This window comes from Halomonas sp. YLGW01 (assembly GCF_014840935.1).
Lineage (GTDB): Bacteria > Pseudomonadota > Gammaproteobacteria > Pseudomonadales > Halomonadaceae > Onishia.
Map to the genome: position 1 here is coordinate 636295 of NZ_CP062005.1, position 22432 is coordinate 658726.

The 22432-nt window shown below is 60.2% G+C and carries 25 protein-coding genes; 17 read left to right on the forward strand and 8 right to left on the reverse strand.

Features of this window, described 5'->3' with window-relative positions:
- The first annotated feature begins 264 nt into the window (after positions 1–264).
- Positions 265–1380: a DUF2157 domain-containing protein gene (locus IEJ03_RS02995; RefSeq protein ID WP_192036244.1), complete on the forward strand. Its 1116-nt coding sequence runs from the start codon at positions 265–267 to the stop codon at positions 1378–1380.
- Positions 1377–1694, forward strand: coding sequence for an antibiotic biosynthesis monooxygenase family protein (locus IEJ03_RS03000; protein ID WP_192036245.1), 318 nt, complete (start codon positions 1377–1379; stop codon positions 1692–1694). The genes IEJ03_RS02995 and IEJ03_RS03000 overlap by 4 nt, the downstream gene beginning before the upstream one ends.
- 10 nt (positions 1695–1704) lie before the next feature.
- On the opposite strand, the gene IEJ03_RS03005 is transcribed toward IEJ03_RS03000, so the two are convergent.
- Positions 1705–1920 carry a DUF3820 family protein gene (locus tag IEJ03_RS03005; protein ID WP_136253969.1) on the reverse strand — a complete coding sequence of 72 codons (216 nt, stop codon included), beginning with the start codon at positions 1918–1920 and terminating at the stop codon, positions 1705–1707.
- Positions 1921–2134: 214 nt separating this feature from the next.
- On the opposite strand from IEJ03_RS03005, the gene IEJ03_RS03010 reads away from it, so the two are divergent.
- Positions 2135–2767, forward strand: a complete 633-nt coding sequence (locus IEJ03_RS03010) for an SDR family oxidoreductase (protein WP_192036246.1) — start codon at positions 2135–2137, stop codon at positions 2765–2767.
- A 39-nt stretch (positions 2768–2806) separates the two neighbouring features.
- Here the strand turns inward: IEJ03_RS03010 and IEJ03_RS03015 are convergent, their stop codons facing one another.
- Entirely contained in the window at positions 2807–3676 is an 870-nt protein-coding gene (locus IEJ03_RS03015; RefSeq protein WP_192036247.1) for a LysR substrate-binding domain-containing protein, read from the reverse strand.
- 127 nt (positions 3677–3803) lie between these two features.
- Between IEJ03_RS03015 and IEJ03_RS03020 the strand changes: the two genes are divergently transcribed.
- The 4 genes from IEJ03_RS03020 (at position 3804) to IEJ03_RS03035 (ending at position 6359) form a co-directional block, all read left to right on the forward strand.
- Positions 3804–4778 (forward strand): DMT family transporter, encoded by a 975-nt coding sequence (locus tag IEJ03_RS03020; protein WP_192036248.1) that lies wholly within the window; start codon positions 3804–3806, stop codon positions 4776–4778.
- 92 nt (positions 4779–4870) lie between these two features.
- Entirely contained in the window at positions 4871–5602 is a 732-nt protein-coding gene (nfsA, locus tag IEJ03_RS03025) for an oxygen-insensitive NADPH nitroreductase (protein ID WP_192036249.1), read from the forward strand.
- A gap of 111 nt (positions 5603–5713) precedes the next feature.
- Positions 5714–6004, forward strand: a complete 291-nt coding sequence (locus tag IEJ03_RS03030; protein WP_202884391.1) for a nucleotidyltransferase family protein — start codon at positions 5714–5716, stop codon at positions 6002–6004.
- Complete coding sequence (locus IEJ03_RS03035) at positions 5997–6359, forward strand: DUF86 domain-containing protein (protein WP_242458031.1); 363 nt, start codon at positions 5997–5999, stop codon at positions 6357–6359. The genes IEJ03_RS03030 and IEJ03_RS03035 overlap by 8 nt, the downstream gene beginning before the upstream one ends.
- Positions 6360–6364: 5 nt before the next feature.
- Here IEJ03_RS03035 and IEJ03_RS03040 read toward each other — a convergent pair whose 3' ends face one another.
- Entirely contained in the window at positions 6365–6892 is a 528-nt protein-coding gene (locus IEJ03_RS03040; RefSeq protein WP_192036251.1) for a YgjV family protein, read from the reverse strand.
- 459 nt (positions 6893–7351) lie between these two features.
- Between IEJ03_RS03040 and IEJ03_RS03045 the strand changes: the two genes are divergently transcribed.
- A complete protein-coding gene (locus IEJ03_RS03045) occupies positions 7352–8809 on the forward strand; it encodes an MFS transporter (RefSeq protein ID WP_242458032.1) in 1458 nt (485 codons plus the stop codon).
- A gap of 182 nt (positions 8810–8991) precedes the next feature.
- On the opposite strand, the gene IEJ03_RS03050 is transcribed toward IEJ03_RS03045, so the two are convergent.
- Both IEJ03_RS03050 and IEJ03_RS03055 read right to left on the reverse strand, forming a co-directional pair.
- The gene (locus IEJ03_RS03050; protein ID WP_192036252.1) at positions 8992–9285 is read right to left on the reverse strand and encodes a coiled coil domain-containing protein; all 294 of its coding nucleotides are present in this window, start codon (positions 9283–9285) and stop codon (positions 8992–8994) included.
- A 143-nt stretch (positions 9286–9428) separates the two neighbouring features.
- Positions 9429–10196, reverse strand: a complete 768-nt coding sequence (locus IEJ03_RS03055; protein ID WP_192036253.1) for a DUF1499 domain-containing protein — start codon at positions 10194–10196, stop codon at positions 9429–9431.
- A gap of 283 nt (positions 10197–10479) precedes the next feature.
- Here IEJ03_RS03055 and IEJ03_RS03060 point away from each other — a divergent pair, with 283 nt between their 5' ends.
- The 3 genes from IEJ03_RS03060 (at position 10480) to IEJ03_RS03070 (ending at position 12753) form a co-directional block, all read left to right on the forward strand.
- Entirely contained in the window at positions 10480–11187 is a 708-nt protein-coding gene (locus IEJ03_RS03060; RefSeq protein ID WP_192036254.1) for an NTP transferase domain-containing protein, read from the forward strand.
- A gap of 99 nt (positions 11188–11286) precedes the next feature.
- Positions 11287–11658, forward strand: a complete 372-nt coding sequence (locus IEJ03_RS03065; RefSeq protein WP_192036255.1) for a DUF427 domain-containing protein — start codon at positions 11287–11289, stop codon at positions 11656–11658.
- Positions 11659–11715: 57 nt separating this feature from the next.
- Positions 11716–12753 carry a hypothetical protein gene (locus IEJ03_RS03070; protein WP_192036256.1) on the forward strand — a complete coding sequence of 346 codons (1038 nt, stop codon included), beginning with the start codon at positions 11716–11718 and terminating at the stop codon, positions 12751–12753.
- A gap of 208 nt (positions 12754–12961) precedes the next feature.
- Here IEJ03_RS03070 and IEJ03_RS03075 read toward each other — a convergent pair whose 3' ends face one another.
- Complete coding sequence (locus IEJ03_RS03075; protein WP_192036257.1) at positions 12962–13990, reverse strand: TauD/TfdA family dioxygenase; 1029 nt, start codon at positions 13988–13990, stop codon at positions 12962–12964.
- A gap of 205 nt (positions 13991–14195) precedes the next feature.
- Positions 14196–15191, reverse strand: coding sequence for an ion transporter (locus IEJ03_RS03080; protein ID WP_192036258.1), 996 nt, complete (start codon positions 15189–15191; stop codon positions 14196–14198).
- A gap of 184 nt (positions 15192–15375) precedes the next feature.
- Here IEJ03_RS03080 and IEJ03_RS03085 point away from each other — a divergent pair, with 184 nt between their 5' ends.
- From IEJ03_RS03085 to IEJ03_RS03105, 5 genes are all read left to right on the forward strand, one after another.
- Positions 15376–15717: a DUF427 domain-containing protein gene (locus tag IEJ03_RS03085; RefSeq protein WP_192036259.1), complete on the forward strand. Its 342-nt coding sequence runs from the start codon at positions 15376–15378 to the stop codon at positions 15715–15717.
- Positions 15718–15910: 193 nt separating this feature from the next.
- Positions 15911–16438 carry a hypothetical protein gene (locus tag IEJ03_RS03090; protein WP_192036260.1) on the forward strand — a complete coding sequence of 176 codons (528 nt, stop codon included), beginning with the start codon at positions 15911–15913 and terminating at the stop codon, positions 16436–16438.
- Positions 16439–16776: 338 nt separating this feature from the next.
- Positions 16777–18879, forward strand: coding sequence for a DUF262 and DUF1524 domain-containing protein (locus IEJ03_RS03095; protein WP_192036261.1), 2103 nt, complete (start codon positions 16777–16779; stop codon positions 18877–18879).
- 562 nt (positions 18880–19441) lie between these two features.
- Positions 19442–19969 carry a hypothetical protein gene (locus tag IEJ03_RS03100; protein WP_192036262.1) on the forward strand — a complete coding sequence of 176 codons (528 nt, stop codon included), beginning with the start codon at positions 19442–19444 and terminating at the stop codon, positions 19967–19969.
- Positions 19970–20057: 88 nt separating this feature from the next.
- Complete coding sequence (locus tag IEJ03_RS03105; RefSeq protein WP_192036263.1) at positions 20058–20552, forward strand: hypothetical protein; 495 nt, start codon at positions 20058–20060, stop codon at positions 20550–20552.
- Between the two features lie 128 nt (positions 20553–20680).
- Here IEJ03_RS03105 and IEJ03_RS03110 read toward each other — a convergent pair whose 3' ends face one another.
- Positions 20681–20839 carry an ATP-binding domain-containing protein gene (locus IEJ03_RS03110; RefSeq protein ID WP_192036264.1) on the reverse strand — a complete coding sequence of 53 codons (159 nt, stop codon included), beginning with the start codon at positions 20837–20839 and terminating at the stop codon, positions 20681–20683.
- A 591-nt stretch (positions 20840–21430) separates the two neighbouring features.
- Between IEJ03_RS03110 and IEJ03_RS03120 the strand changes: the two genes are divergently transcribed.
- On the forward strand, positions 21431–22396 hold the full coding sequence (locus tag IEJ03_RS03120; protein WP_192035574.1) for an IS1595 family transposase: 966 nt from the start codon (positions 21431–21433) through the stop codon (positions 22394–22396).
- The last annotated feature ends 36 nt before the right edge of the window (positions 22397–22432 follow it).

The following is a 22432-nucleotide window of genomic DNA, read 5'->3' on the forward strand; positions in this document are numbered from 1 at the left end:
CGGGCGGCGACCGGGCCTGTCAGGGCGGCTACGCTGTAGTGTGATGTGAGGCGGGCATGTCATCTGCAGGCGAGCCGGGGGAGGGAAGATGCACATTCGCGAGGCTACCCGAGCTCAGCGCTTCTATCACCGGCGCGGCTTCCATGACGTCGCCTCGCTACCGGTGGTGAGCTACCCCGGCGGACACGGCGGCGCTTGTCTCCTATAGCCGAGCGCAGGCAGTGTTCCGGCCGCGCCCAAGAGCCATCCAAGCGAGATAATGACATGGACGTGCAACGCCACCAGCTGGAGAAGGCCGCCAAGGCCGGTGTGATCCGCGAGGAGCAGGCCGGGCCGCTCTGGGAGTTCCTCCTCGCGCAGGGGGAGGACACCCCGCGACTTCGCTTCACCCACATCCTCTATTACCTCGGTGGCCTGATCGCCATCGGCGCCATGAGCCTGTTCATGACACTGGGCTGGGAGCGCTTCGGCGGTGCCGGGCTGGTCGCGATCGCGCTGCTCTACGCCGTGGCCGGGCTTTGGCTCACCGAATCCTTCCTGCGTCGCCAGCTGCCGATTCCCGCCGGACTCGCCGCGGCCTTCGTGGTGGTGCTCACGCCGCTCGCCATTTACGGGCTTCAGGTCATGTTGGGCTGGTGGGCCGAGGGGCACGTCTATCGCGAGTATCACACCCACATCGACTGGCGCTGGCTGGTGATGGAGCTCGGCACCCTCGCCAGCGGCGCGGCGATGCTGTGGCGCTATCGCCTGCCCTTCCTGGTGATGCCCGTGGCGGTGACCCTCTGGTACCTGAGCATGGACCTGGCGCCCTTGCTGTTCGACGAGGACGGACTGACCTGGGCGCTGCGTCATCGGGTCTCGCTGTGGGTGGGGCTCGCCATCGTGGTGCTGGCCGTCTGGATCGACCTGCGGAGCCGTCTGGCTCAGGTGGCGCGGGGCGATGCCAGAAGCGAAGCCAAGGGCGGTGCCAGGGACGATGCTAAGGGCGATTTCAAGGACGATTCCAATGACTATGCCTTCTGGCTCTACCTGTTCGGGGTGGCGGCCTTCTGGGGCGGACTGTCGCTGCATTCCTCGGAGAGCGAGTGGCAGCGTGTCGGCTACCTGTGCATCAACCTGGTGATGATCGTCGTCGGCGCCGTCCTCCTGCGGCGAGTCTTCGTGGTCTTCGGTGGCCTGGGCACCGCGGGCTATCTGGGCCACCTGGCCTACGACGTCTTCGAGGACAGCCTGCTGTTTCCCATCGCGCTGACCCTGATTGGCCTCGGGGTGATCTGGCTGGGTATCCTCTGGCAACGCCATGAGGCGGCCCTTACCGAGAGGCTCTACGCTGCCCTGCCGCCGTCTCTGAGGGCACTGATCGACAGGAGGCCAGCATGAAGTATCTGTTCGAGGTGCGCATCAAGCCGGGCTACACCGCCGAGGACTACGCTGATGCCTGGGTGCGGGCCAGCGAGCTCATCCAGCAGGCGCCCGGAGCCCGCGGCACCGAGCTGCACCGCAAGATCGGCGACCCCGACACGCTGATCGCCATCGCCCGCTGGGACAGCAAGGCCAGCCGGGACGCCATGGAAGCCGAGCACCCGCCGGCCATCGACGCCATCATCCAAAGCGCCGCCCCCGGCTGCGAGGTGCGCATGATCGGCGAATTAGAGGAGCCCGAGTGGGTGGTGATGCCACCGGAAAAGACCTGAGGCGGACGGCTCAGCCGCGGCGGCGCAGCGGGTCGAGCAGTTCGCTCAGGCCGTTGTGGTCGATCTCCTGCATCAGCTGCAGGAGCCTTCCGATCTCGCCGTTGGGAAAGCCTTCCCGGGCGAACCAGTTGAGATAGCCGCCGGGCAGGTCGGCGATCAGGGTGCCCTGGTGCTTGCCGAAGGGCATCTTCAGGGTCACCAGGCGTTCCAGGTCTTCGGGGTTCACGGCACTCTCCTTGGGGCATCGACGGGGGACGGCGAGCTTACGCCAGCGGGCCTGCTCTCTCCAGTTCTGCCAGTTCTGCCAGTTCCGCCAGTTCCGCCAGTTCCGCCAGTTCCGCCAGCTCTGCCAACTCTTCCAGCTTAGGCCTGCCAGGCCGACGGTCGCGGCCCCATGCTACGCTTGGTGGCTTATCTCACCAGCTGACAAGGAGACGCGCATGACCACCTTGGTGATCGGTGCCAACGGCCAGATCGGCCACCAGTTCTGCGCCCTGGCCGCCCAGGCCGGCCTTCCCATCAAGGCGATGATCCGCAACGAAGACCAGCGGGCCTGGTTCGCCGAGCGCGGCATCGATGCCGTGATCGCCGATCTCGAGGGCGACTTCCGCCACGCCTTCGAAGGCTGCGACCAGGTGCTGTTCACCGCCGGGTCCGGCCCCCATACCGGCTCGGACAAGACCCTGCTGATCGATCTCTACGCCGCCACCCGCGCCATCGATGTCTCCCGCGAGCTCGGCATCAAGCGCTTCCTGATGGTCAGCGCCCTGCGCGCCGAGAATCCCCAGGAGGCCCCCGAGAAGCTGCGCCCCTACATGGCCGCCAAGTTCTCTGCCGATGCCTACCTGAGGGCCTCGAACGTGCCCTACCTGATCCTCAAGCCCGGGCGCCTGATCGATGAACCCGCCACCCAGCGCGTCGCCACTTCGCTTGCCGAGACCGGCGGCGAGAACACCGTCTCGCGAGCCAATGTCGCCCATGCGCTGGTGCATCTGGTGCAGGCAGAAGATCTCACCGGCCGCGAGTTCCACCTGCTCGACGGCGAGCGCGGCATCGCCGAGGCACTGCGCTAGGCGGGTTCGAAACGTCGGTGCGAGAGTCGATGAGCGCGCTCAGCGCGCCGGGTCCAGCTGGGCGCTGAGCCAGGGCAGCAGCACCCGGCGTGCCTCCTCGAGACGCGCCTCGGGGAAGACCAGATAGAAGCCCTCGTCGTCGTCGGGCAGGGCCGCGAGCACCGCCAGTTCCTCACGGGCGAGGTGTTGGGCCACCAGCAGGCGAGGGGCCAGCACGATGCCCTGGCCGGACAGGGCAGCGTCGATGGCCAGGCTGGTATGGCTGAAGCGCAGCCGGCGGGCCTGTGCCTGCCCGGGCAGCTGCGTGGTGAAGCGTTGCCAGAGGCCGTGCACGTCGTCGCTCAGGGTCTGCGCCGACAGGTCCGAGAGGTCGATCGCACCGCCTTGGCGCGCCAGGTAGGCCGGGCTGCACAGCACGCAAAGGTTCAGCCGGGTCAGCCGTTCATGGTGCAGGCCCTCGCCGAACGGTGGCCGCCCCTGGCGAATGGCGAAGTCGACCCCGTCGGTGACGAAGTCGGCCAGCCGCTCGCTGGCCTCGAGCTTCAGATCGAGCCCCGGATGCGCCTCGCGGAAGTCACCCAGGCGCGGCATCAGCCACTTGGCGGCGAAGGAGGGCGTCACGCTGAGAGTCAGGGGGCGATCCTGCCAGGCCACGCGGCGGGTGGCCTCGTCGATCATCGCCAGCGCCGGCTGAAGGTCGGTGAGATAGCGCCGACCCACCTCGGTCGGCGTGAGGCCGCGCGGCTCGCGCACGAACAGCGCGACGCCGAGCGTCGCTTCGAGCTGGCGGATGCGCTGGGCCACTGCGCTCTGGGTCAGGTGGAGCTCCTCGGCGGCGAGGCGGAAGTTGCCCCGCCGGGCCGCCACCTCGAACACGCGCAGGGAATCCAGTTTGGGCTTGCGGGTCATGAGCACCTTGCCTGTAGATTTTCTACACCCTGGGGCAAGGAGATAACGTTTTTGCGGGAGCGTCAATCCCGGCACGCTGCGCCTGTCCTTCAATGCGTTTCACGCCCAACGAGACAGGAGTCGCGTCATGAGCGATCGCAAGCTGGCCCTTTCTTCAGCCTCGGCCCCGGGCGCTGGCAGCGAGAGCAACAGCGGCCAACAGGCGGCCTATCTCGCCTTCCTGCTGCTGGGGATGATCTGGGGCAGTAACTTCCTGTTCATGAAGTGGGCCGCCGACTGGATCACCGCCTCCCAGGTGGCGCTGCTGCGGGTGATCTTCGGCTTCCTGCCGATCCTCGTCGTCGGCCTGGCGACCCGCTCGCTGCGGCTTGCCCACCTGCGCCATGCCCACCACTTCATCGTCATGGCCCTGCTGGCTACGGCGATCTACTACGTCGCCTTCGCCCAGGGCACGGCGCTGCTGCTCTCGAGCCTCGCCGGCATGCTCAGCGGCGCCATCCCGCTGTTCACCTTCGTCGCCGCCTGGGCCTTCCTGCGCAGCGAGCCGCTGAATGCCCGCTCCGTCGGCGGCACCCTGCTGGGCTTTCTCGGCGTGCTGCTGATCGCCCGCCCCTGGCAGGGGCCGGTCGGCGAGATCGCCCCGCTGGGCGTGCTGTACATGGTGATCGGTTCGCTGAGCGTGGGGCTGTCGTTCGTCTACGCGCGCAGGTTCGTGAGCCCCCTGGGCCTGCCGCCGCTGGCGCTGGCCACCTACCAGACCGGCTTCGCCCTGTTGTTGCTGCTGGCGATCACCGACCTTGAAGGCATGCAGGCCCTGTTCGCCCAACCCCGGGCCGCCTGGGGCCTGGTGATCGGCCTGGGGCTTCTCGGCACCGGGGTGGCCTACATCCTCTATTACTTCATCGTCGAAAGGCTGGGGGCCGTGGTTGCCTCAGGCGTCACCTACATTCCGCCGGTGGTGGCGTTGCTGATCGGCGTGCTGCTGGTCGACGAGCCGGTGCGGGCGATGGACCTCGTCGCCATGCTAGCGATCCTCGCCGGGGTCGGGCTGCTGCAGGCCGGCAGGCGGCGAGGGGGCTCCGACATTCGTGGTGGAAGATAATAAGCGGGCTAGGTATCTTGGCAGGAGACCGCTGCCGGGTCGGCCGCCGCCGCTATCCCGGTTAATCACCCGATTGCATCCCGCGAGGTCCCATGAACCCCACCATCGAGCTGCTGAAATCTCATCGTTCGATCCGCAAGTTCACCGAGCAGAAGATTCCCCATGACCTGCTGGTCGAGCTTGTCAGCGCCGGCCAGAGTGCCGCCACCTCCAGCCACGTGCAGGCGTACAGCGTCATCCACGTCAAGAACCCGACCAACCGCGAAAAGATCGCCGAACTGGCCGGCGGCCAGGCCTATGTGGCCAGCGCCTCCGACTTCCTGGTGTTCTGCGCCGACATGAAACGTCCCACCGAGGCCGCCGAGCGCACCGGGGCCAATGTGGTGCGGGGCATGACCGAGCAGCTGCTGGTGGCCAGCGTCGATACCGCCCTGATGGCTCAGAACGTGGCGATCGCCGCCGAATCCGAGGGCCTGGGCATCTGCTACATCGGCGGCATCCGCAACGATCCGCAGACGGTCAGCGAGCTGCTGCGCCTGCCCGAGCACGTCTATCCGGTGTTCGGCATGTGCCTCGGCTACCCGGCCCAGACTCCGGACATCAAGCCGCGCCTGCCGGTGGAGGCGATCCTCAAGGAGGATGTCTACACCGAGGATCGCGACGAGGTGACGACCTTCGACGCCTCCATGCAGCGCTACTACAGCGCGCGCAGCGGCGGCACCAAGGACACCGACTGGTCCCACAACCTCACCCCGCTGTTCGATACCAAGCTGCGTCCGCACATGCGCGACTTCCTGATCGAACGCGGCTTTACGATGAAGTAACGGTGGTGGCGGGGCCCGCTGGGGATTGCTTCGACCCCATGCTAGGCTGATCCATGCGAGGCCAAAGGGATCGATATCCTGGAGGTTAGATGCTGGGAGAGGTAGCGGAAGATGAACAGAACCAAGGCCATGCAACTGTTGCGAGACCACCTGTCGACCCTGGTCAGCGAGTATGGGGTCAGGTCATTGCGGCTCTTCGGCTCCATGTCCCGCGACGAGGCTCGAGACGACAGTGATATCGATATCCTGGTAAGTTTCGATGGCCCGGCGACCTCGGCCCGCTATTTTGGGGTGCAGTTCTACCTGGAGGATCTGCTGGGTCATCCCGTGGACCTGGTGACCGACAAGGCGCTTCGCTCCGAGCTCAGGCCCTATGTCGAGCGTGAGGCGCTGCGTGTCTGAGTCTCGCCCCCAGCGCGAATGGCGCTTCTATATCGATGACATGATCGGCTTCGCCGAGAAGGTCCTGTCCTACACGGAAGGCCTGGATCAGGATGGCTTCATTGCCCATGACCTCACCTACGACGCCACGCTGCGTAACCTCGAGCTGATCGGCGAAGCGGCAACTCGCATTCCTGATGCTGTCCGTCAGCGGTATTCGGAAATTCCCTGGCGGATGATCATTGCCACCCGGAATCGCCTGATCCATGCCTATCTGGGGATCGACGACGATACCGTGTGGAGCATCATCCAAGACAACATTCCGGAACTGCTGGAACAACTGAGTGAAATCAAAGGCCAGCAGACAAGCAAGTAGTCGCCTCAGCCATGGATGTAGCGCAGCCGGGCATCTCGCCGCAGGCGGAAGATGGTAATCACGTTGGTCACGAAGATCAGGCTTTCGGCGAGGGTGCCGCCGATCGAGCCGGCCAGCAGGTTGCTGATGACCCAGCACAGCGCGGCCACGGCCAGGGCGGCGCGCATGGCGATGCCGCGCAGCATGAACATTCCCCAGGTGCCCAGCAGCCCGGCCGTCAGGGCCGGGATGTCCCGCGGGCCGCTCCAGGTCAGCAGGGCCACCGCCAGGGTGGCCAGCAGCATCATCACCATCAGCCTGCGGTGACGCGGAAAGCGTCGCACCAGGGCGATGCGCAGCACGATCAGCGCCGAGATGCCGGCCGCCACCCAGCTCTCGAACAGCGCGAATTGCGCGGCGAAGGCCATGTTGGCGAACAGCAGCAGCACGAACAGCTTGTCGTCGCGCTTGCTGGCGAACCCCACCAGGCACAGGGCCAAGGCCACCAGGCTGACGCCCTGGCCCAGCAACCATCTCAATCCGATCTCTTCCATGAATAATCCGCTGTCCAGGTGAAGGTGGGGCAAGGCTAGCACGTTCGGCGTCCGGTCATGGGCGCTCCCGCCATTGTGTTGCTAGGGTGATGTAGGCTCTGCCCGACTTCTGGAAGCATGCTCATTCCAACCTTCAGGCCCATCCCAACCGCTATCTCAATACAGTCTGTCGCCGGTTGATGTCTGGACCGGGGCGGGAGTGAGTCTGATACCGTCGGGGATGGAACAGCAGCCTTTGCCCCATGCTGCTTCACTTGGCCGGTGAGGCGAGGAGAGCGTCGGCTGTGACCCTCTCGCCGTAGCTGCCGGGTCAAGGTGGCCGTCATTAAAGGCATTCAGGCTGTGAGGGGACAGGGTGATCAAGACATACCGTGATATGGCACATCATCGGGCGGTCGTGGCGCGCCAGGGGGGGCGCCCGGCACCGGCATGGGCCGCCGCTTGCCTTGAGGAGGACGCATGAAGACGACGCTTTCGAGCACCGGGTTCGCGCTCTTCGGTGCCGCGCTGATCGCGATCAGTTACGGGCTGGCGCGCTTCGCCTTCGGCCTGTTCGTGCCCCCCATTCGCGACGAGTTGGAACTCACGCCCTACGTGATCGGTATCATCGGCGCGCTGCCCCTGATCAGTTTCCTGTTGGCCACGCTGATCGCCCCGTTCACCGCCGATCATCTCGGTGCCCGCAACGCGGCGGTGCTGTCCGGTGCCTTCGGTGTCGGCGGCCTCTCGCTGATCAGCCAGGCTTCCGACGCGCTGACCCTCGGCGCTGGGGTCTTTGCCTGCGGCATCTGTACCGGCCTGATGATGCCGGCGCTCACCGCCGCCATGCAGGCGCTGGTGAGGCGCTCGCTGCACGGGCGTGTCAGCTCGGTGATGAACGCGGGCACCAGTATCGGCGTGGTCGTTGCCGTGCCGACGGTGCTATTCCTGGCCGGCGCCTGGCGTCTCGCCTATCTCTCCTTCGCTATCCTGGCCGGTATCGGCCTGATCGCCGCCTGGTTTTTCCTGCCCTCGGTATCACGGATCATGCCGGCGAACGCCGCGGCGCCGCCCCCGGTCAGCGAGCTGCCCTGGTCGCGCCTCGTTCGGCTCACGCTGTTTGCCTTCGTGATGGGCTTCGTATCGGCTGCCTACTGGATCTTCGCGCCTGATCTGGTGGTCACCCTGGGCGGCCTGCCGTCTAGCGCCACCGGGTGGCTGTGGCTCGCGGTGGGGATCGCCGGCCTAGGTGGGGCCGTGGTGGCCGATCTGGCCGATCGCAACAACCCGCCCATCACCCACGCCCTGATGCTGATGATGCTGGCGGCAAGCCTGGCCCTGCTCGCGGCGAGCCCCGGTCAGACGGCGCTGGCGGCTTTCTCCGCGCTGGTCTTCGGCCTGGCCTACATGAGCCTGACCGGCCTTTATCTGATGACCGGCATCCGCCTGTTGCCGGGCCGCCTGTCGATGGGCCCGGTGCTGCCCTTCATGGCGGTATCGGTGGGCCAGGCGACCGGCTCGCCGGTGGTCGGCATGCTGGTGAACAGCTTCGGCTACGCCAGTGCCTTTGCCATGTTCTCCGCCCTCGGCATCCTGGTGGCCATCCTCTCGCCGTTCTACCCGGGCTACATCGCCCAGGCCGAAGAGGAAGAAGCCGAGGAAGACTCCGGTCTCCAGGCGGCCTACGATCATCAGCTACAGGACGAGGAGGGCGAGCCGCTGCTGCCCGAGGCGGACATTATCGAGGAAGCCGAAGAGGCCGAAGCCAAAGCTGCAGAGGTTGCCGAAGCGGAGCAAGAGGCGAAAGCCGCTGACTCCGCGGACGATGTGAAAGCCGCCGAAGCAGAGGAAGACGTGAAAGGCGTCGAAGCAGGGCAGGAGGCTAAGGCCGATGAGGCCACCGATCCGCCCACGCCCACCCACAAGAGCAACGCCTGAGGCAGTTGGGCCGAGGTGGAGGCGTCCCGGCGTGCACCACCATCGGGCGCAACGGCCCTGCCCAGCATGACGACATGGCATGGGTGGCGTGAAGGGCAGGAAAAGGAAGGGCCACAAGGAAGGGCCACGAGGGCGCCGCCGATGGGCGCCACTCGTGAACTGCTGAGCCTGCAGGCGGGGGGTTACTTGAAGCGGTTACGCGCCTTCTCCAGGGAGTCGCTCAACGAGGCCCAGGCGCGTTCCGCGCCAGCCTTGATGTCGTCCCAGGCGCCGTCGCTGGAGTGGCGCAGTTCATCGAGCTTCTGGCGCATCTCTTCGCGTTTCGCTTCGAGCCGATCGATTTCCTGCTCCTTGTCTCGCTCGATTTGCGCATCGGCTTGAGCTCCCTGGGCGCGAGCCTTCAGTTTATCCATCTCGGCCTGCAGCTCATCCAGCTTGGCACGCAGCTTCTGCTCATAGGCATTCCGGTCGCTCATGAGAAGTCTCCTTTTTCTCTGGCGGTTTGTGGAACCTTGAAGATAGCCCGTGCAGGGCGACAAGGTGGTGTTTATTCAGGGTGACATATCGAGCCGGGGCGGTTTCAAGGCCGTGGACGCTTCCCCTGACATCTCGTGCCGCCTCACTGCGCCACCCGTGCATCCAGGGCCACCAGGAAGTCCTGGATGCGTTCGGCATTGGTGCCCAGGTCGCTCTGGCCGACCCTCGAGGCCGAGCGCATGTCGACCCGCACGCCGTCGCTCGTTTCCGTCAGGCGGATCACCACATCGTCCTTGAAGCCGAACCAGCGGGTAGTGGCAGTGGCCTCCAGCGTCGAGTCGGTGACGGCGGCGATCTCCCAGCCCTGCGCCTCTACCGTGGCCTTCGCCGCGATCATGGCGTCCTCCATCGGAAGCGGCAGTGTGATCGCATGTAGCCGGCCATAGGCGGCCCGCTGCTGAGCGGCGAAGCGCTGAGGGTAGGCCACCGCGTTAGGGGCGGCTTCCCGCGCCGCGGCCAGCGCCTCGAAGGCGGGCGGATACTCGAGGTCGGTGGTGATGTCATGGATCGGCGGCACCGATTGTGCCCGCTGCATCATCTGGGCGGGCAGGGCGACCATCGCCACCACCGCCGTGCTGGTGAGCAGCCCCACCAGCACCGGGCGCCAGCGGCGGCAGAAGGCCGCCACCAGCACCGTGACCAGCCCCACCGCCCCGGCACCCACCGCCAGGTGCGCGCCCTGGCGCAGCATCGAGAACGAGGTGCCCAGCGACACCCAATCCCACTTGTATGCCGTGCCGGCGCCCGCCATCAGCGCCGCAGCGGCCACCAGCAGGACGACTCCCAGCCAGGCGACCGCCACCGGCCAGGCACCGCCGCGCGGGCGCGGCCTGAAGATCGATGAAGCCATCTCGACTCCTTGTGGTTAGTTACCCGTCGTCTGTCGTTTGTTGGTCGGATATGCGTGATCTATGTCTCAATGCCTTCAGCATACGCCCAGCAGCGCCCGCCTGCCCATGCGGTGCCGGTGGGCAGATTGGGGCTTGCCTTGCGCTGTTCTCAACGAAGGCACTGTCGTAGCGAGAAGCAGGGAGCTCGATACGCCGCGGCCCCTTCACGCCAAGGGACAATCCAAGCGTTGGTGCGCTATCCTGCCCGGCAGCCCTTTATCCCCACGAGCCAAGCCCTACGCCATGACTGCCCATCCCGCGTTTTCTGACGCCACGCACGATGCCAAGTCCGGCGCCACGCCCGATACAAGTGCCAGTGCCCATGGCGACAGCGAGAACGTCAAAAGCGTTGCCGTGATCATGGCCGCCGGTGTTTCCAAGCGCTTCGGTGCTGCCGACAAGCGCCTGGCGGCTCTGCCGGATGGTCGCCGCCTGCTCGCCGCCAGCGTGGCCGCGGCGTCCTCCGCCTTTCCCGCCCTACGCGTGGTGCTGCGTGAAGGCGACGACCCCGATGCGCTTGGGCTCGCCCCCGATACCCCCATCATCCGAGCTCCCCGAGCCACTGAGGGGCTGGGCGCGAGCATCGGCGATGCCTTCACGGCACTGGCCGCCGACGCCGCGCTCGCCGACATAGAGGCCGCCGCCATCCTGCTCGGCGACATGCCCGCCCTGCGCCCGGCCACCCTGAACGCCCTCAAGCGCGAGGCTGGGCGCGAGCATATCGTGCGGCCGGTGCAAGCCGGTCGCCCCGGCCACCCGGTGCTGTTCGGCCGCGCCTTCTGGGCTGAGCTTGCGGCCCTGGGCGACAGCGAAGTTGATAAAGAGAGCCGCGATCAAGGCGCGAAAAGCGTGATCCGCGCTAATCGACAGCACTATCTCGAGCTTTCCGTCGACGACCCCGGCATCCACCTGGATATCGACCGGGCAGGCGATCTGGAACGCCTGTCCTGACAAAGCACGTTGAGGACAACTAGCCGATGGCGGGGTGACAGCCCGTTTCAGGCTGTTACTCTGGGTTGCAGATAAGGGATAACGCAAAGGAACTGCGCCATGTCCGATTCATCAAGTGATCCCCGCATCACCCTGCACCCGCACCCCTGCCGGGTACGCATCTATTCCAACGACAACCTGATCGCCAGCGCCATCGAACTGCGCGAGAGCGGCTATCCCCATTGGTCTGATCTTAAAAGAGAGCTCCCGAAAACGGATGTGGATATGGCGAAGCTTTCGATTTCCCCCACCGTGGCTCACTGCCCCTTTAAGGGCGATTCCGTTTATTACTCGCTTCCCAACATCAATGATATCGCCTTGAGCTATGAAAAGCTGATTGAGGAGATGAAGGCGATCGTCGGGCGGCTGGCATGTTCACTACATAAATCGCTAGAGATAACAGGTATATCGATTCCATTTTCGGCGCCTTAGATATAGATCTGAGAATGCGCTTTTCGGCAAGAAAATTTATTTATAAGGATTGATTTAATGGATTTTGTTTTTCCATATTCAGGCTTGGACTTCGAGTTTCTCCCTGAGCAGCCGCCCAAAGGAATACCCAAATCTATAATTAATGGCTGGGCCGTGCTGTGTACTTGGCCTGAGGATGTTCATATTGGTCATTCGAGTTTTCATTTTGATGATCCTGCATCTGATCGGCTTTACTCCGCGAAATATCACCACCAGTTGATACGGCGAGTAGATGATGAGTTGGTTAAACGAAACGAGCGGGATAAGGTAGAGTCGGGCGGGGCCATCCTTAAAATTGAACAAGGGGATGCTTATGTTAGTTGGGTTTCTAGGGAGGAGGCTGAGCACGTCAAAAGTATGCATCACCATGGTCAAGCTGTAGAAGATTTGAAGTCAGAGTATAACCAAATTTTGAGGCGGGAAGAGATTGGATCCCTTTTCTCCAGTTATCAAGAGCTCTCAGGTATTTTCCTTCCGTCTCCTTCACCAAGATACTTTTCAAGTCATCCTCGCGTATTCGTCGTAGGTCAAGAGCCCCGCGGTTGGAGAAATAAGGTTTGTGATATAAAGAATAAATTCTTGATTGATGAGGCTGGGCTCGATGCTTCCATGCAACTCTCCCAGCAATTTTCTGCATCAGGAGCTAAAACAAGCACTTTCTTGCAGTTTTATAGGAAGCTCTCCTCCAGAGTTAATCCTGGTTCTAAAGATGCGGCTCTTTGGTCTAATCAGTTTTGTCTAAGCTATAAGTCGGGTAGTTCAGAAAGGCTTCCCCCAGCGGCATTTGATGTTGTTAAAAGACTTTCTTTTAATCTTCTTCGAGCGCAGATTCAAATATTGAAGCCAAGTGTGGTCGTTTTTACGACCGGTCCGGGTCGCGATAAATATATCAAAGAGTGCTTTCCCGAGTATGAGACTGTCGAGGTGATTGAGCCTCGACGTCTGTGGCATTTTAAAGTGGGTAATGTGAACTGTATACGAACAAGTCACCCTCGATGGGTTCGAGGTAAAGAATACTTGGATCGTGCGATTAATATGGTGCAAGATCTTGCATGAATGGGTTTGATGTTGGTGGGAGTTGACGCATCACATCATCTTGCTCAAAAAAACATGCCTATTTCCTTGCTGCTATATGTTTGGTTTTCGTTGTAAGAAATAGGCTCAATCAGTGCTTAATGATCCGCATCATACAACTCTGACATACATCAATTAGCTCCCCGCGCCCGCCATAGCCGGCGCGGGTGATGCCCGAATCAGTTCTGTCTCAGTTCTGCATCGGAATGCCATCTTCCCACCGAAAGCCGATGCCGCCGCCTTGCCAGACGCCTTCATCCAACGGGCTGGGGCCGTGAATATCGACGTGAAGCGGCAGGCCAAAGCCGGGCGCGAGGTCCTGGGTGCCGCGCACGGTACTGCGATGCATGATCCGCAGGCCCTGCTCCTCGGCGGGCAGGTGGGCCCCGGGAGCCGCGCGGTGAGCGACGGCGAGGTTGTCGATGAACACGCAGTCGTTTTCCTGATACTCGAACTCGGCGGCGTAGCCGTTCTTAAGACCCGCATTCAGGATGTCGTTGTATTCATGGCAGAGCCGCTTCAGTTCATCCGCCGTCAGCAGGCGAAAGGCCTCTTCGTCGGGCAGCTTTTCGATCACCGCACCCGTCATGCCCAGGTGCAGCCAGATGCACTTGCGCTTGGAGATGGGGTGCTCGTGCACCACAGGATGCACGACGCCGGATGAGGAATTCACCGAGGAAAGGCGACGCCAGAATTCTTGCCGATCCTCCGGAAGGGCGTCATAGGCGGCACCCTGATGGGCGAAATAGGTGCCGCCGCCTTTCTCGGCCGGCCGGATGATGTGGTAGCCCGAATGCGAGAAGGTATCGGTGTTGAAGCTGCCATCGTTGTGCCATTGCGGCCCCACACCGGGAATGCCATGACGCTGATCGTTCGACAGGCGGAAAATATGCCGATGCCCTCCCGGTGTCGCCGGATGAACACCATGGGTGCTGTGCAATTCCTTGCCACCCCACCAGCAGCTGGCGCGCAGGAAGTCCTCGGGCTCCAGGGGCGTTTCGTTCTTGAATACTAGAAAGCCGCGATGGGCCATTTCCTGCTCGAGCGCATCAATCACCTCGGGCGGCGGCGCGTCCTTGGCCGACAAGTCGATGCCGCGCACCTCGGCGCCCAGCGGCTCCAGCGGGGTGATGGTGGCGCCGAATTGCTCGATGGTGGCGATGCGGGCGGGGTCGAGGGCAGGGACCAGTGGCTTGGTCGTCGCTGGGTTAGTCGTCATGGCTAACCTCCTGTCGCTGGTTCCCATGCTGGCCGAATGAAGGTGCCGCGGCAGGCGATATATTCGGGAAAGGGGCACGCCGGACCGCCATCATCCGTGCACGGGTTGGATGTGGCCCTCATTCTCGCAGAGAGAAAATACTGCTCCAAACGCCGGCCGCTCGCTCGGGGCCCGCCCACGGTCGCGCGACGTTTTCCCGGCGCGCTCAGTCGTACTTGTGCTGCCAGCCTTTGACCGCGATTTGTTCCTTGAGCAGCTCCAGCATGTCCACCAGCACCTGCTCGGTGATCTGTTCGGTCTGGGGATCGGTGCGCAGCCAGGCATCGAAGCCGCTCTCGGCCAGGTGCTCCACCAGGGCGGAGAACTCCGCCGAGCGCAGGCCTTCCAGGGCCTCGTCGACCAGGTGACAGGCCAGGTCGGAGAGCGAGGCCTCGAGCCCCCGGGCCAGCTGGCTGCCCAGCGGCAGGCGCCCCAGCCGCTTGAGTTCCGGGCTCTCCGACAGCGTGCGGCCGACCAGTCCGCGCACGTAGCGCAGGGTGTCGTCGCGGTTGTGGGCATAGGCATCGCCCGCCATGGCCCCCAGTCGCTGGCTGATCTCGCGTATCAGCGCCTGCTTGCGGGGCCGCACCACCCGCTCCATCAGCGGGGCGGAGAGGCCATCGCCGGCGCGCAGCTCCTGCTGGACGTTGTCGAGCATGCGGATGGCGATGCGGTCGGTGAGCTCCTCCAGCAGGATGTCGTAATACTTGGCGACCACGGTGTAGAGGTACCAGCGGCGCACGTCGATCAGGCCCATGCGCTGCAGGCGGTGCAGCAGCGAGATCACGCGTAGGATGCGCAGCAGCCTGAAGGCGCCCAGCGGGATGCAGCCGAGCACGTCGTACCAGTGCACGAAGGGGTAGAAGAACCAGCGGTGGTAGTGCCGCTCGGCGATGGCCACCGCCCAGCCCAGCAGCACGTCGAGCAGGAAGACGGCCACGAACGCCAGATCAATGGTGAGGAAGTTGGCATGGATGTGCCGGTCGTAAGCGCCGTGCAGGCCGGGAGCCACGGCCTCGAATGCAGCGTTCAGCGGCGGCATCAGGTAGAGGCTGTCGAACAGCAGCAGCGCCAGGTTGGCGATCACCAGCACGATGATGAGCAGGTCCCACACCAGGTGGACCCGCTCCAGAGCAGGCGAGGTCGTGCGGGTGGCGGGCATGCGTCCTCCTTGAGTGCTATGGATGCGTCCTTTCCCATCCAGCCTAGCGCTTTCCCCGCCCTGGCGGCTCGCCGAACTTCACGGCCGGGACGAAGAGGCCTGCTGAAAAAGTGTCGCTGTTCAGTGACATTCTGCAACCATCGCTTTAGGGTGAGAGATCAGCCAATAAGCAATGGAACTGCCAATGGCCGATAACACCGAATCCCGCATCACTCTGCATCCGCATTATCGGCGTGTGCGCATCCTTGATGGCGACACCCTGATAGCTGATACCCGCAACGCCATTGAGCTGCGCGAGCGTGGCTATCCCAGACGCCACTACATCCCGAAAGAGGATGTGGATATGGCGAAGCTTTCGATTTCCTCCACCGTGACGTATTGCCCTTTCAAGGGTGATAGCACCTATTACTCGCTTCCCGATATCGACGATGTAGCCTGGAGTTATGAACAGCCGATCGACGAGATGCAGGCGATTGCCGGGTGGTTGGCTTTTGATGCGAAAAAGGTGGCGGAGCTTGTGGAATGATGGCCGTTACCGACCCAAAGCGGCCCTCCCGGAAAAGGCGGCATGCGCGTTTATTGGTGTTATATCGCAGCCTCAGTGGGAATTTTTATAAAAATCAAAGGATTGATGTGGCGGTATAAGAACATTGAACGTGCACGCTAGTTCAAGTAGGAAAACGCGCTTGCTACCTAATACCTGTAAGGCATAGGAAACCATGGAAGAACTCAAGAGCCTCGACGAGCTAACCGAAATGGACGAAAAGCACCGTCTCATGGGTGCGGTTTGTGGTGGTGTTCCTAGCCTGGAAAAGATGCACGACTTCTTATCACAAGAGCGTCTAAATAGCCAGGTCCCGGAGGAGATTAAAGGGCAGTTCAATGTCGCAAGAAATATGGCGCTTTATAGCTACTATTTCTATGCGCTGGCTCCGGAAGTTCATTTGAAAACCTATACCCTGATCGAGCACGCTCTCAAGCTCAAAGTGAAGCCTGAAAAGCATATGATGCTAGGCAAACTACTCCGGGTCGCGCTTACTAATGGTTGGGTTTCTGACGCCGGATTTCGTCACATTGAGAACCCGTCACCAGACGACGAATGGTGTAAAGCGATGCTCAAGGGTATTCCCGATCTAAGAAACTCCCAAGCTCACGGTTCATCAATGTTGGTGAGCGACTGTCTGCATCACATAACAGTCTGTGCCGACTTTATTAATCAGCTCTTTCCTCAGGAGGAGAGCACGTAAAAAGCCGCGTAAGGCGGATGCCCTTGATGGGCCGCCGCTTCGCTCTGCGTTATGCATGAATAAAGGAACTGAGCGTACCGAAAGATGATAGCTAAGCATCGAACACCTGGCCCAGATCCACTAAGCTAGGGTGTTCAATCCGGAGAAACGACTGCCGTTGAGAGCCTAGGCTTTGTCCGAAAAGTTGGCGAGCGAGGACCAGACAAGGCAATAATCAGCGAAAAAGCGGAGTTTACGTGGTGTAAATGAGCATTTTAAGCTGATTTTTAACGCCGTATGGTCGAGCGCAGGCAGTTTTCAGACAGAGCCTAAACGAATAGACAGGTAGGTTGCCAAGCATGCAGGCTAGAGACGTATTTCTTACCCAGCTGATTCAGGGGCCCAAGCAGTTCCTGATTCCAATATTCCAGCGCAAATACAGTTGGCAGGAGCCACATTGCCAGCAGCTATTTCAAGATATCCTTCGTTCTGGAAAGTCCCAGCGTGTCGAGAGCCACTTCACAGGCTCTTTGGTACTGATACCCAACCATCAGACCATGGCGAGTATTCCCCAGTGGCAGGTGATCGACGGGCAGCAGCGCCTCACCACTGTTACTCTCCTCATGGCTGCCCTGGCCAAGCGTGCCGCTGATCTTGGTGTCGAGCAGGTCGGGATGACGCCGCTCAAGGCAATCCATGGGTATTTTCTTACCAATGAGTATGGTCAAGGTGAAGCTGCGTATAAGTTGCTGCTGACGAAAGGGGACTGTGAAGCTCTTTGTGCCGTGATAGAAGGGAAGCCCCCGCAGAGTACTCACAGCAAAAATGTTGTAGAAAACTTTCAGCTGTTCTGTGAATGGCTAGTTGATATCGAAACAGTCGAACGGGTTTTTCAGGGTTTTCAGAAGATAAAGGTTGTAGAGGTTGTTCTTCAACAGGGACAAGATGATCCGCAGGCAATTTTCGAGAGTTTGAACTCGACAGGTGTGGATCTAAGCCAGGCTGATCTGATCCGCAACTATGTTCTGATGCGTCAGAAGTACGAGACGCAGACTAGGCTGTATCTCGAATACTGGTACCCAATGGAGCAGCTTTTTGGAAGCGAGGGAAGCTACCGCTTCGATCGCTTCATGCAAGACTTCCTGACGCTGGAAACTGGAAGCAGTACCTTGCTTCGCTCTCAGGATGTCTACAGCACTTTCAAGGTTTGGTTCTCTGGTCGGCTGGATGACCAGGACGCCGAGGAGTCGCTGAAACGGTTGCTGAAACTGGCGCGCGCTCATGCTGCCTTCATGTTCGGGGAAGAGCAAGACAAGTCGCTGCTAGAGGCCTTCAAGCGTCTTCGCTCGCTGGCTGAGGTTGTGTCACCAACCATCATGCGCTTGTACGATGCCTACTCTCCGGGAAGCGGAGAGAGCTCTTTAAAGAAAGCAGAGTTTCTCCAGGCCGTTGACTGCTTGGAAAGCTACCTGCTGAGGCGTCAGGTATGCGGGATGCAGACCCGGTCTCTCGGTAATATTTTCGCCAACTTGGCGCAGCAAATTGAGCTGGAGAAACCGCTTGAAACCTTTAAGGTAGCACTGGCCAGGTTTAAGCGAAATAGTCGCTTCCCGTTGGATTCAGAGTTCGAGTATGCCTTGAAGAATCATGAACTGTATGGGCTTCGCATACTAAAGTTCTTGCTGGCTAATATTGAGAACAGAGGCAGTAAGGAGAAGATAGCTACGAGCAGCTTCTCGATCGAGCACATCATGCCCCAAAATGAAAATCTTCGTGCCGAGTGGCGGAAGATGCTGGGTAATAGCTGGAAGGAAGTTCAGCAGCAGTGGGTTCACCGGCTGGGCAACCTGACGCTTACGGGATACAACCCGGAGTACAGTGACAGAAGTTTTGAAGATAAAAAGTCTATCGACAATGGCTTCAATGACAGCCCGCTTCGCCTTAATCGCTATGTGAAGGAGCAGGACGAATGGAGCGAGCTTAAAATTCAGGAGCGTGGTGAGAAGCTCGCTGCAAAGGCGATCAATATCTGGTCTGCACTGGATGTAGATAGCAAGCTGGTTGCCGAGTACGAGCTAAGGGACCGTCAGGCACGTTCAACTCAGTATGACATCGAGAGCGTGCTTGGGAAGCGTAACGTGAAGCTGTATGACGCCTTGCAAGAGACGGTATTGGCAATGGGAGACGATATCACGCCCATTGTCAGCAAGAAGAACGTGACGTTTTACACTCTAAGCGGCTTTCTCCAGGTAGTGCCTAGGTCTGGTTATCTGGGGCTGATTATGGCAGTAGAGCAGGAAGAGCTCGACCCGGAGCTGGCACAAGAAGTGGATCCTACACACCAGTGGAATTATATCCGGCATGGCAACTTGAGTGGCGTCTACAGCTGGGTTGCCAATGGAGAGCATATCCAGGAGGTGCTGCCGATCATCCAGCAGGCCTACGAACAGGCACTGTCTTGAGGGGTAACACATGCTGCCAGCTACTACTGCTTGCCATGAAGGCCACTCAGCAGCAAAGCAGGCGATGGCCTAACCCTGTCGATTCTTAACAATCACTTACCTTGAAACTTGTAAATTGCAGGCGACAGCCGGAGTAAGGCTGATACGCTGGGTTACATATTAGGGATGACGCAAAGGGACTGCGGTATGTCCGAACCATCAAATGCTCGGTATCAACTTGCACCCGCATTCGTGTCGGGAACTCGTCTATGCGCTCGATACAACTATCCACGTAACTTGGGACTATCGGCAGCCACCCTGCGAGATGAAAGTGATTGCCGAGCTGTTGGCGCTCAATGCCCTCAAGGTAAGGTGGCGGTTCGAGTGACGTCTCCTACCGACCCAAAGCGGCCATGCCGACAAAGGCTGTCGGCACATTATTTTGCTCTATAAAGGAGCTTTAAAAAAGGTGTGACGGAAAAATCAGTGGGTTTAAGGTGCGATATAAGAACATTGAACGCGCGCTCGTTTAATAGGGAAAACGCGCTTACTACCAAATACTTGTTATCCACTTAGGAGACATATGAAGATTTTCAGAATTTTTTCTCTTCTTTCGTTGATGTTACTCCAAGCGTGTGCAAACCCATCAATCGTAAGCGTGCGTGAGAACATGTTGTCGGATATCCCACCTCAGGCAGTAATTTTTGTTCCAAGGTTTGAGGGTAATCCAAACTTTGTTGAAGAAAGCACCGATTTCTTCGTAGCCAATTTAGAACGCTCGGTAAAAAATCGCGTTGTTCAAGGCAGCGTCTTAAGGCAAGAGTCTACAGATATCATTTCGGGGGGGAATTTGGCTCCCGTTGAAATTGCGCTGAAAGTATCTCGCGAGCGTGACTACGACTTACTGATCATGGGGAAAGTATCAAGTCATAGCACAATGGGCACGCTGAACGGTTTCTCGACGATCAGAATTTACGATGTAACCACAGGAGAGAGAATCGCAAATTTCCACCGTCCTAGCGGTTTACTGATGGCCTACAGCGAGCATCAATGTGTAATGGCAGCGGTCGAAAGAACTGCGAAAGATTCTGCCTCAATTTTCAATCATTAAATATAGGCGCGGCCACGAATTTTTCGTTGTTGCTTCGTTTCAACTACAAATCCCAGCGTGCTGGCGGCGTTAGCTATGGGGAGTTGGCATGGATAGTGACCTAAAAGCGTTAAAGGCGCTTCTACATCAGTATGGCAATAAGGTTGATGCGAAAAAGGCGTTGATCGAGGTGACTAGCACCGAATGCATTGATGCTAATGTTCCGGATTATCCTGGCGTATATTGGGTCGAAACAACAATGCCAGTTGAGGACATGAAGAGTGCAATATCGAACGTATTAGGGAAAGAGAAAAAGGTCCGACGAACCCCTCCACCGGGAGTCAGTATAATAGAGCAGGAGGGAGATAGCTTGTATGTCGCCTATTCGGGAACGGAAGAGGATTGGAGGAAACGTCTCAAGCAACACCTGTTCAATCAAGGACACGCAAAGACAGTAAAGCTGTGTTGCGTGATCGATGAGAAACCGTTTTCGCAATATAGGTGGCGTGTCGGTTTTGCGGCCATTGATAGCTACGAAATTCGATACGCAGTCGAGGCTTGGTGGCGGTTGAACAAAGGGTGGCCGAAGTTTTGCCTGAGATAGCTAAGGACGCCCAACTGCGCTCCGTTGATCGCCTGTTACGGTTGTCGTTACATCAGAGCTCGATGAAAGACCGATCTTGGCCGAAAGCGGACCTGTACTCAGAGCTTGAGTAAGGGAGCCGAAGCCCATCAGCTCCCCAACCCACTCACCCGCATCACCCGCCTTTGCGCCGCGTCCATCAACTGGCCGCGGCCGGTTTCCACCAGCGTCAGCCAGTGGCGGGCGCGGGTGATGCTGGTGTAGGCCAGTTCCCGAGTGAGGGTGGGGTTCGGCGCGTCGGGCAGCACCCACTTGATGGGCTCGATGCCGTCGCCGGTGGGGAAGGCCTCCTGCAGTAGTCGCCGTGCTAGTATCGAGTCGCCAGGTTTCTAGCGAAGGGAACCCTGTTTCTATCTCGCGTAAACATAATGCTCACTGCGTCAGCATACATGTCATGTATTCCATAAGGCTAAGTGAATGAATATAAATATAAAAACCATGGTTATTGTTGTTCTCGCTGTTTCTTTTCTACAAGGATGCGCAGGGGTAAGGCACAGCTATGTCTCCAAGTTGGAGGAGTCAAGCGAAGCCCCCTTGCTGCGAGTCGAAAAAGGTGAGGTGGTCGAGGTCTTGTCAGTTGGGAATGGGTTTCCGGGGTGGTGGGGGTACTATCCATGGGTCAAGACATCGGCACCCAACGTGGCAAGCGTTGAGTGCAAGGAATCAAGGAGCCTGATCCCGTTTCGTGAGCCTGGTGTCGTGTTTGGTGGGGAGGTCTGCCACATGATCGCTAATGAAGTGGGTGAAGCGACTCTTTTCTTTGGTAATAAATTTGGCTATGTCCCCATTATGTGTTGAAAAGCTACCTTGATAGGTGAAGGCCCTCCGAGGTAGCTCCCATGGACACGCACACCTTTCGGCACTGGTTGAGTCAGCTGCCACGTCTCAATGCCCGACAGAAACGCCTGCTCCGACATCGACTTCATCAGCCGCCTCGACAGGATGCCCTCCACGATACCTTTCCGGCGCTACAGGCCTGTCCGCACTGTGCGGCGTCTGCCGCGCAGCTGGCCCCATGGGGCTGGAGTCGTGGCCTGCGCCGCTATCGGTGCCGGGCATGTCGTCGTACCTGCAACACGCTGACGGCTACCCCACTGGCTCGTCTCCGCCGGGTGGAATGCTGGCAGGATTACGCCCAGGCCTTGATCGAGGGACTCACAGTACGCGCGGCGGCGCAGCGTTGTGGTATCAGCAAGAATACCGCCTTCCGGTGGCGACACCGGTTTCTGACACGAATCGCCCAACACAGCGACACCCGCGAAACCGGCATCGTGGAAGCCGATGAGACCTTCTTTCTGGAATCCTTCAAGGGCCAACGCCACTTGCCACGACCACCGCGCAAGCGCGGTGGCGTTGGCGCAACACGCGGTACGGGGCCCGACCAGATTCCGGTGATGGTGGTGCGTGACCGGGAAGGGCACACGGCCGATTTCCTCCTGAGCAAGCTCGATGCCCGCCACGTCCATGAGGCGCTCGCGCCGCTGGTTGATCAGGAGTCTGTCCTTTGTACGGACGGGGCCAGTGTGTACTCAGCTTTCGCCAGCCGGTGTGGCATCACTCACCAGATAGTACATGCCAAGCCCGGGCAGCGTGTCCGTGCAGGCGCCTTTCACATCCAGAACGTCAATGCTTACCACAGCCGCTTGAAAGGCTGGATGCACCGTTTCCATGGCGTCGCCACCCGATATCTCGTCCACTATCTCGGATGGCGGCGCATGCTGGAGCGGTATTCAGCGACGATACGGCCCGTTCACTGCCTTCAAGAAGCCGTGGGTCGTCCCGTGCAACACGCAACGGGGACATAGCCATAAATTTACCCTTTCCGCGGAAAACCATGAAGA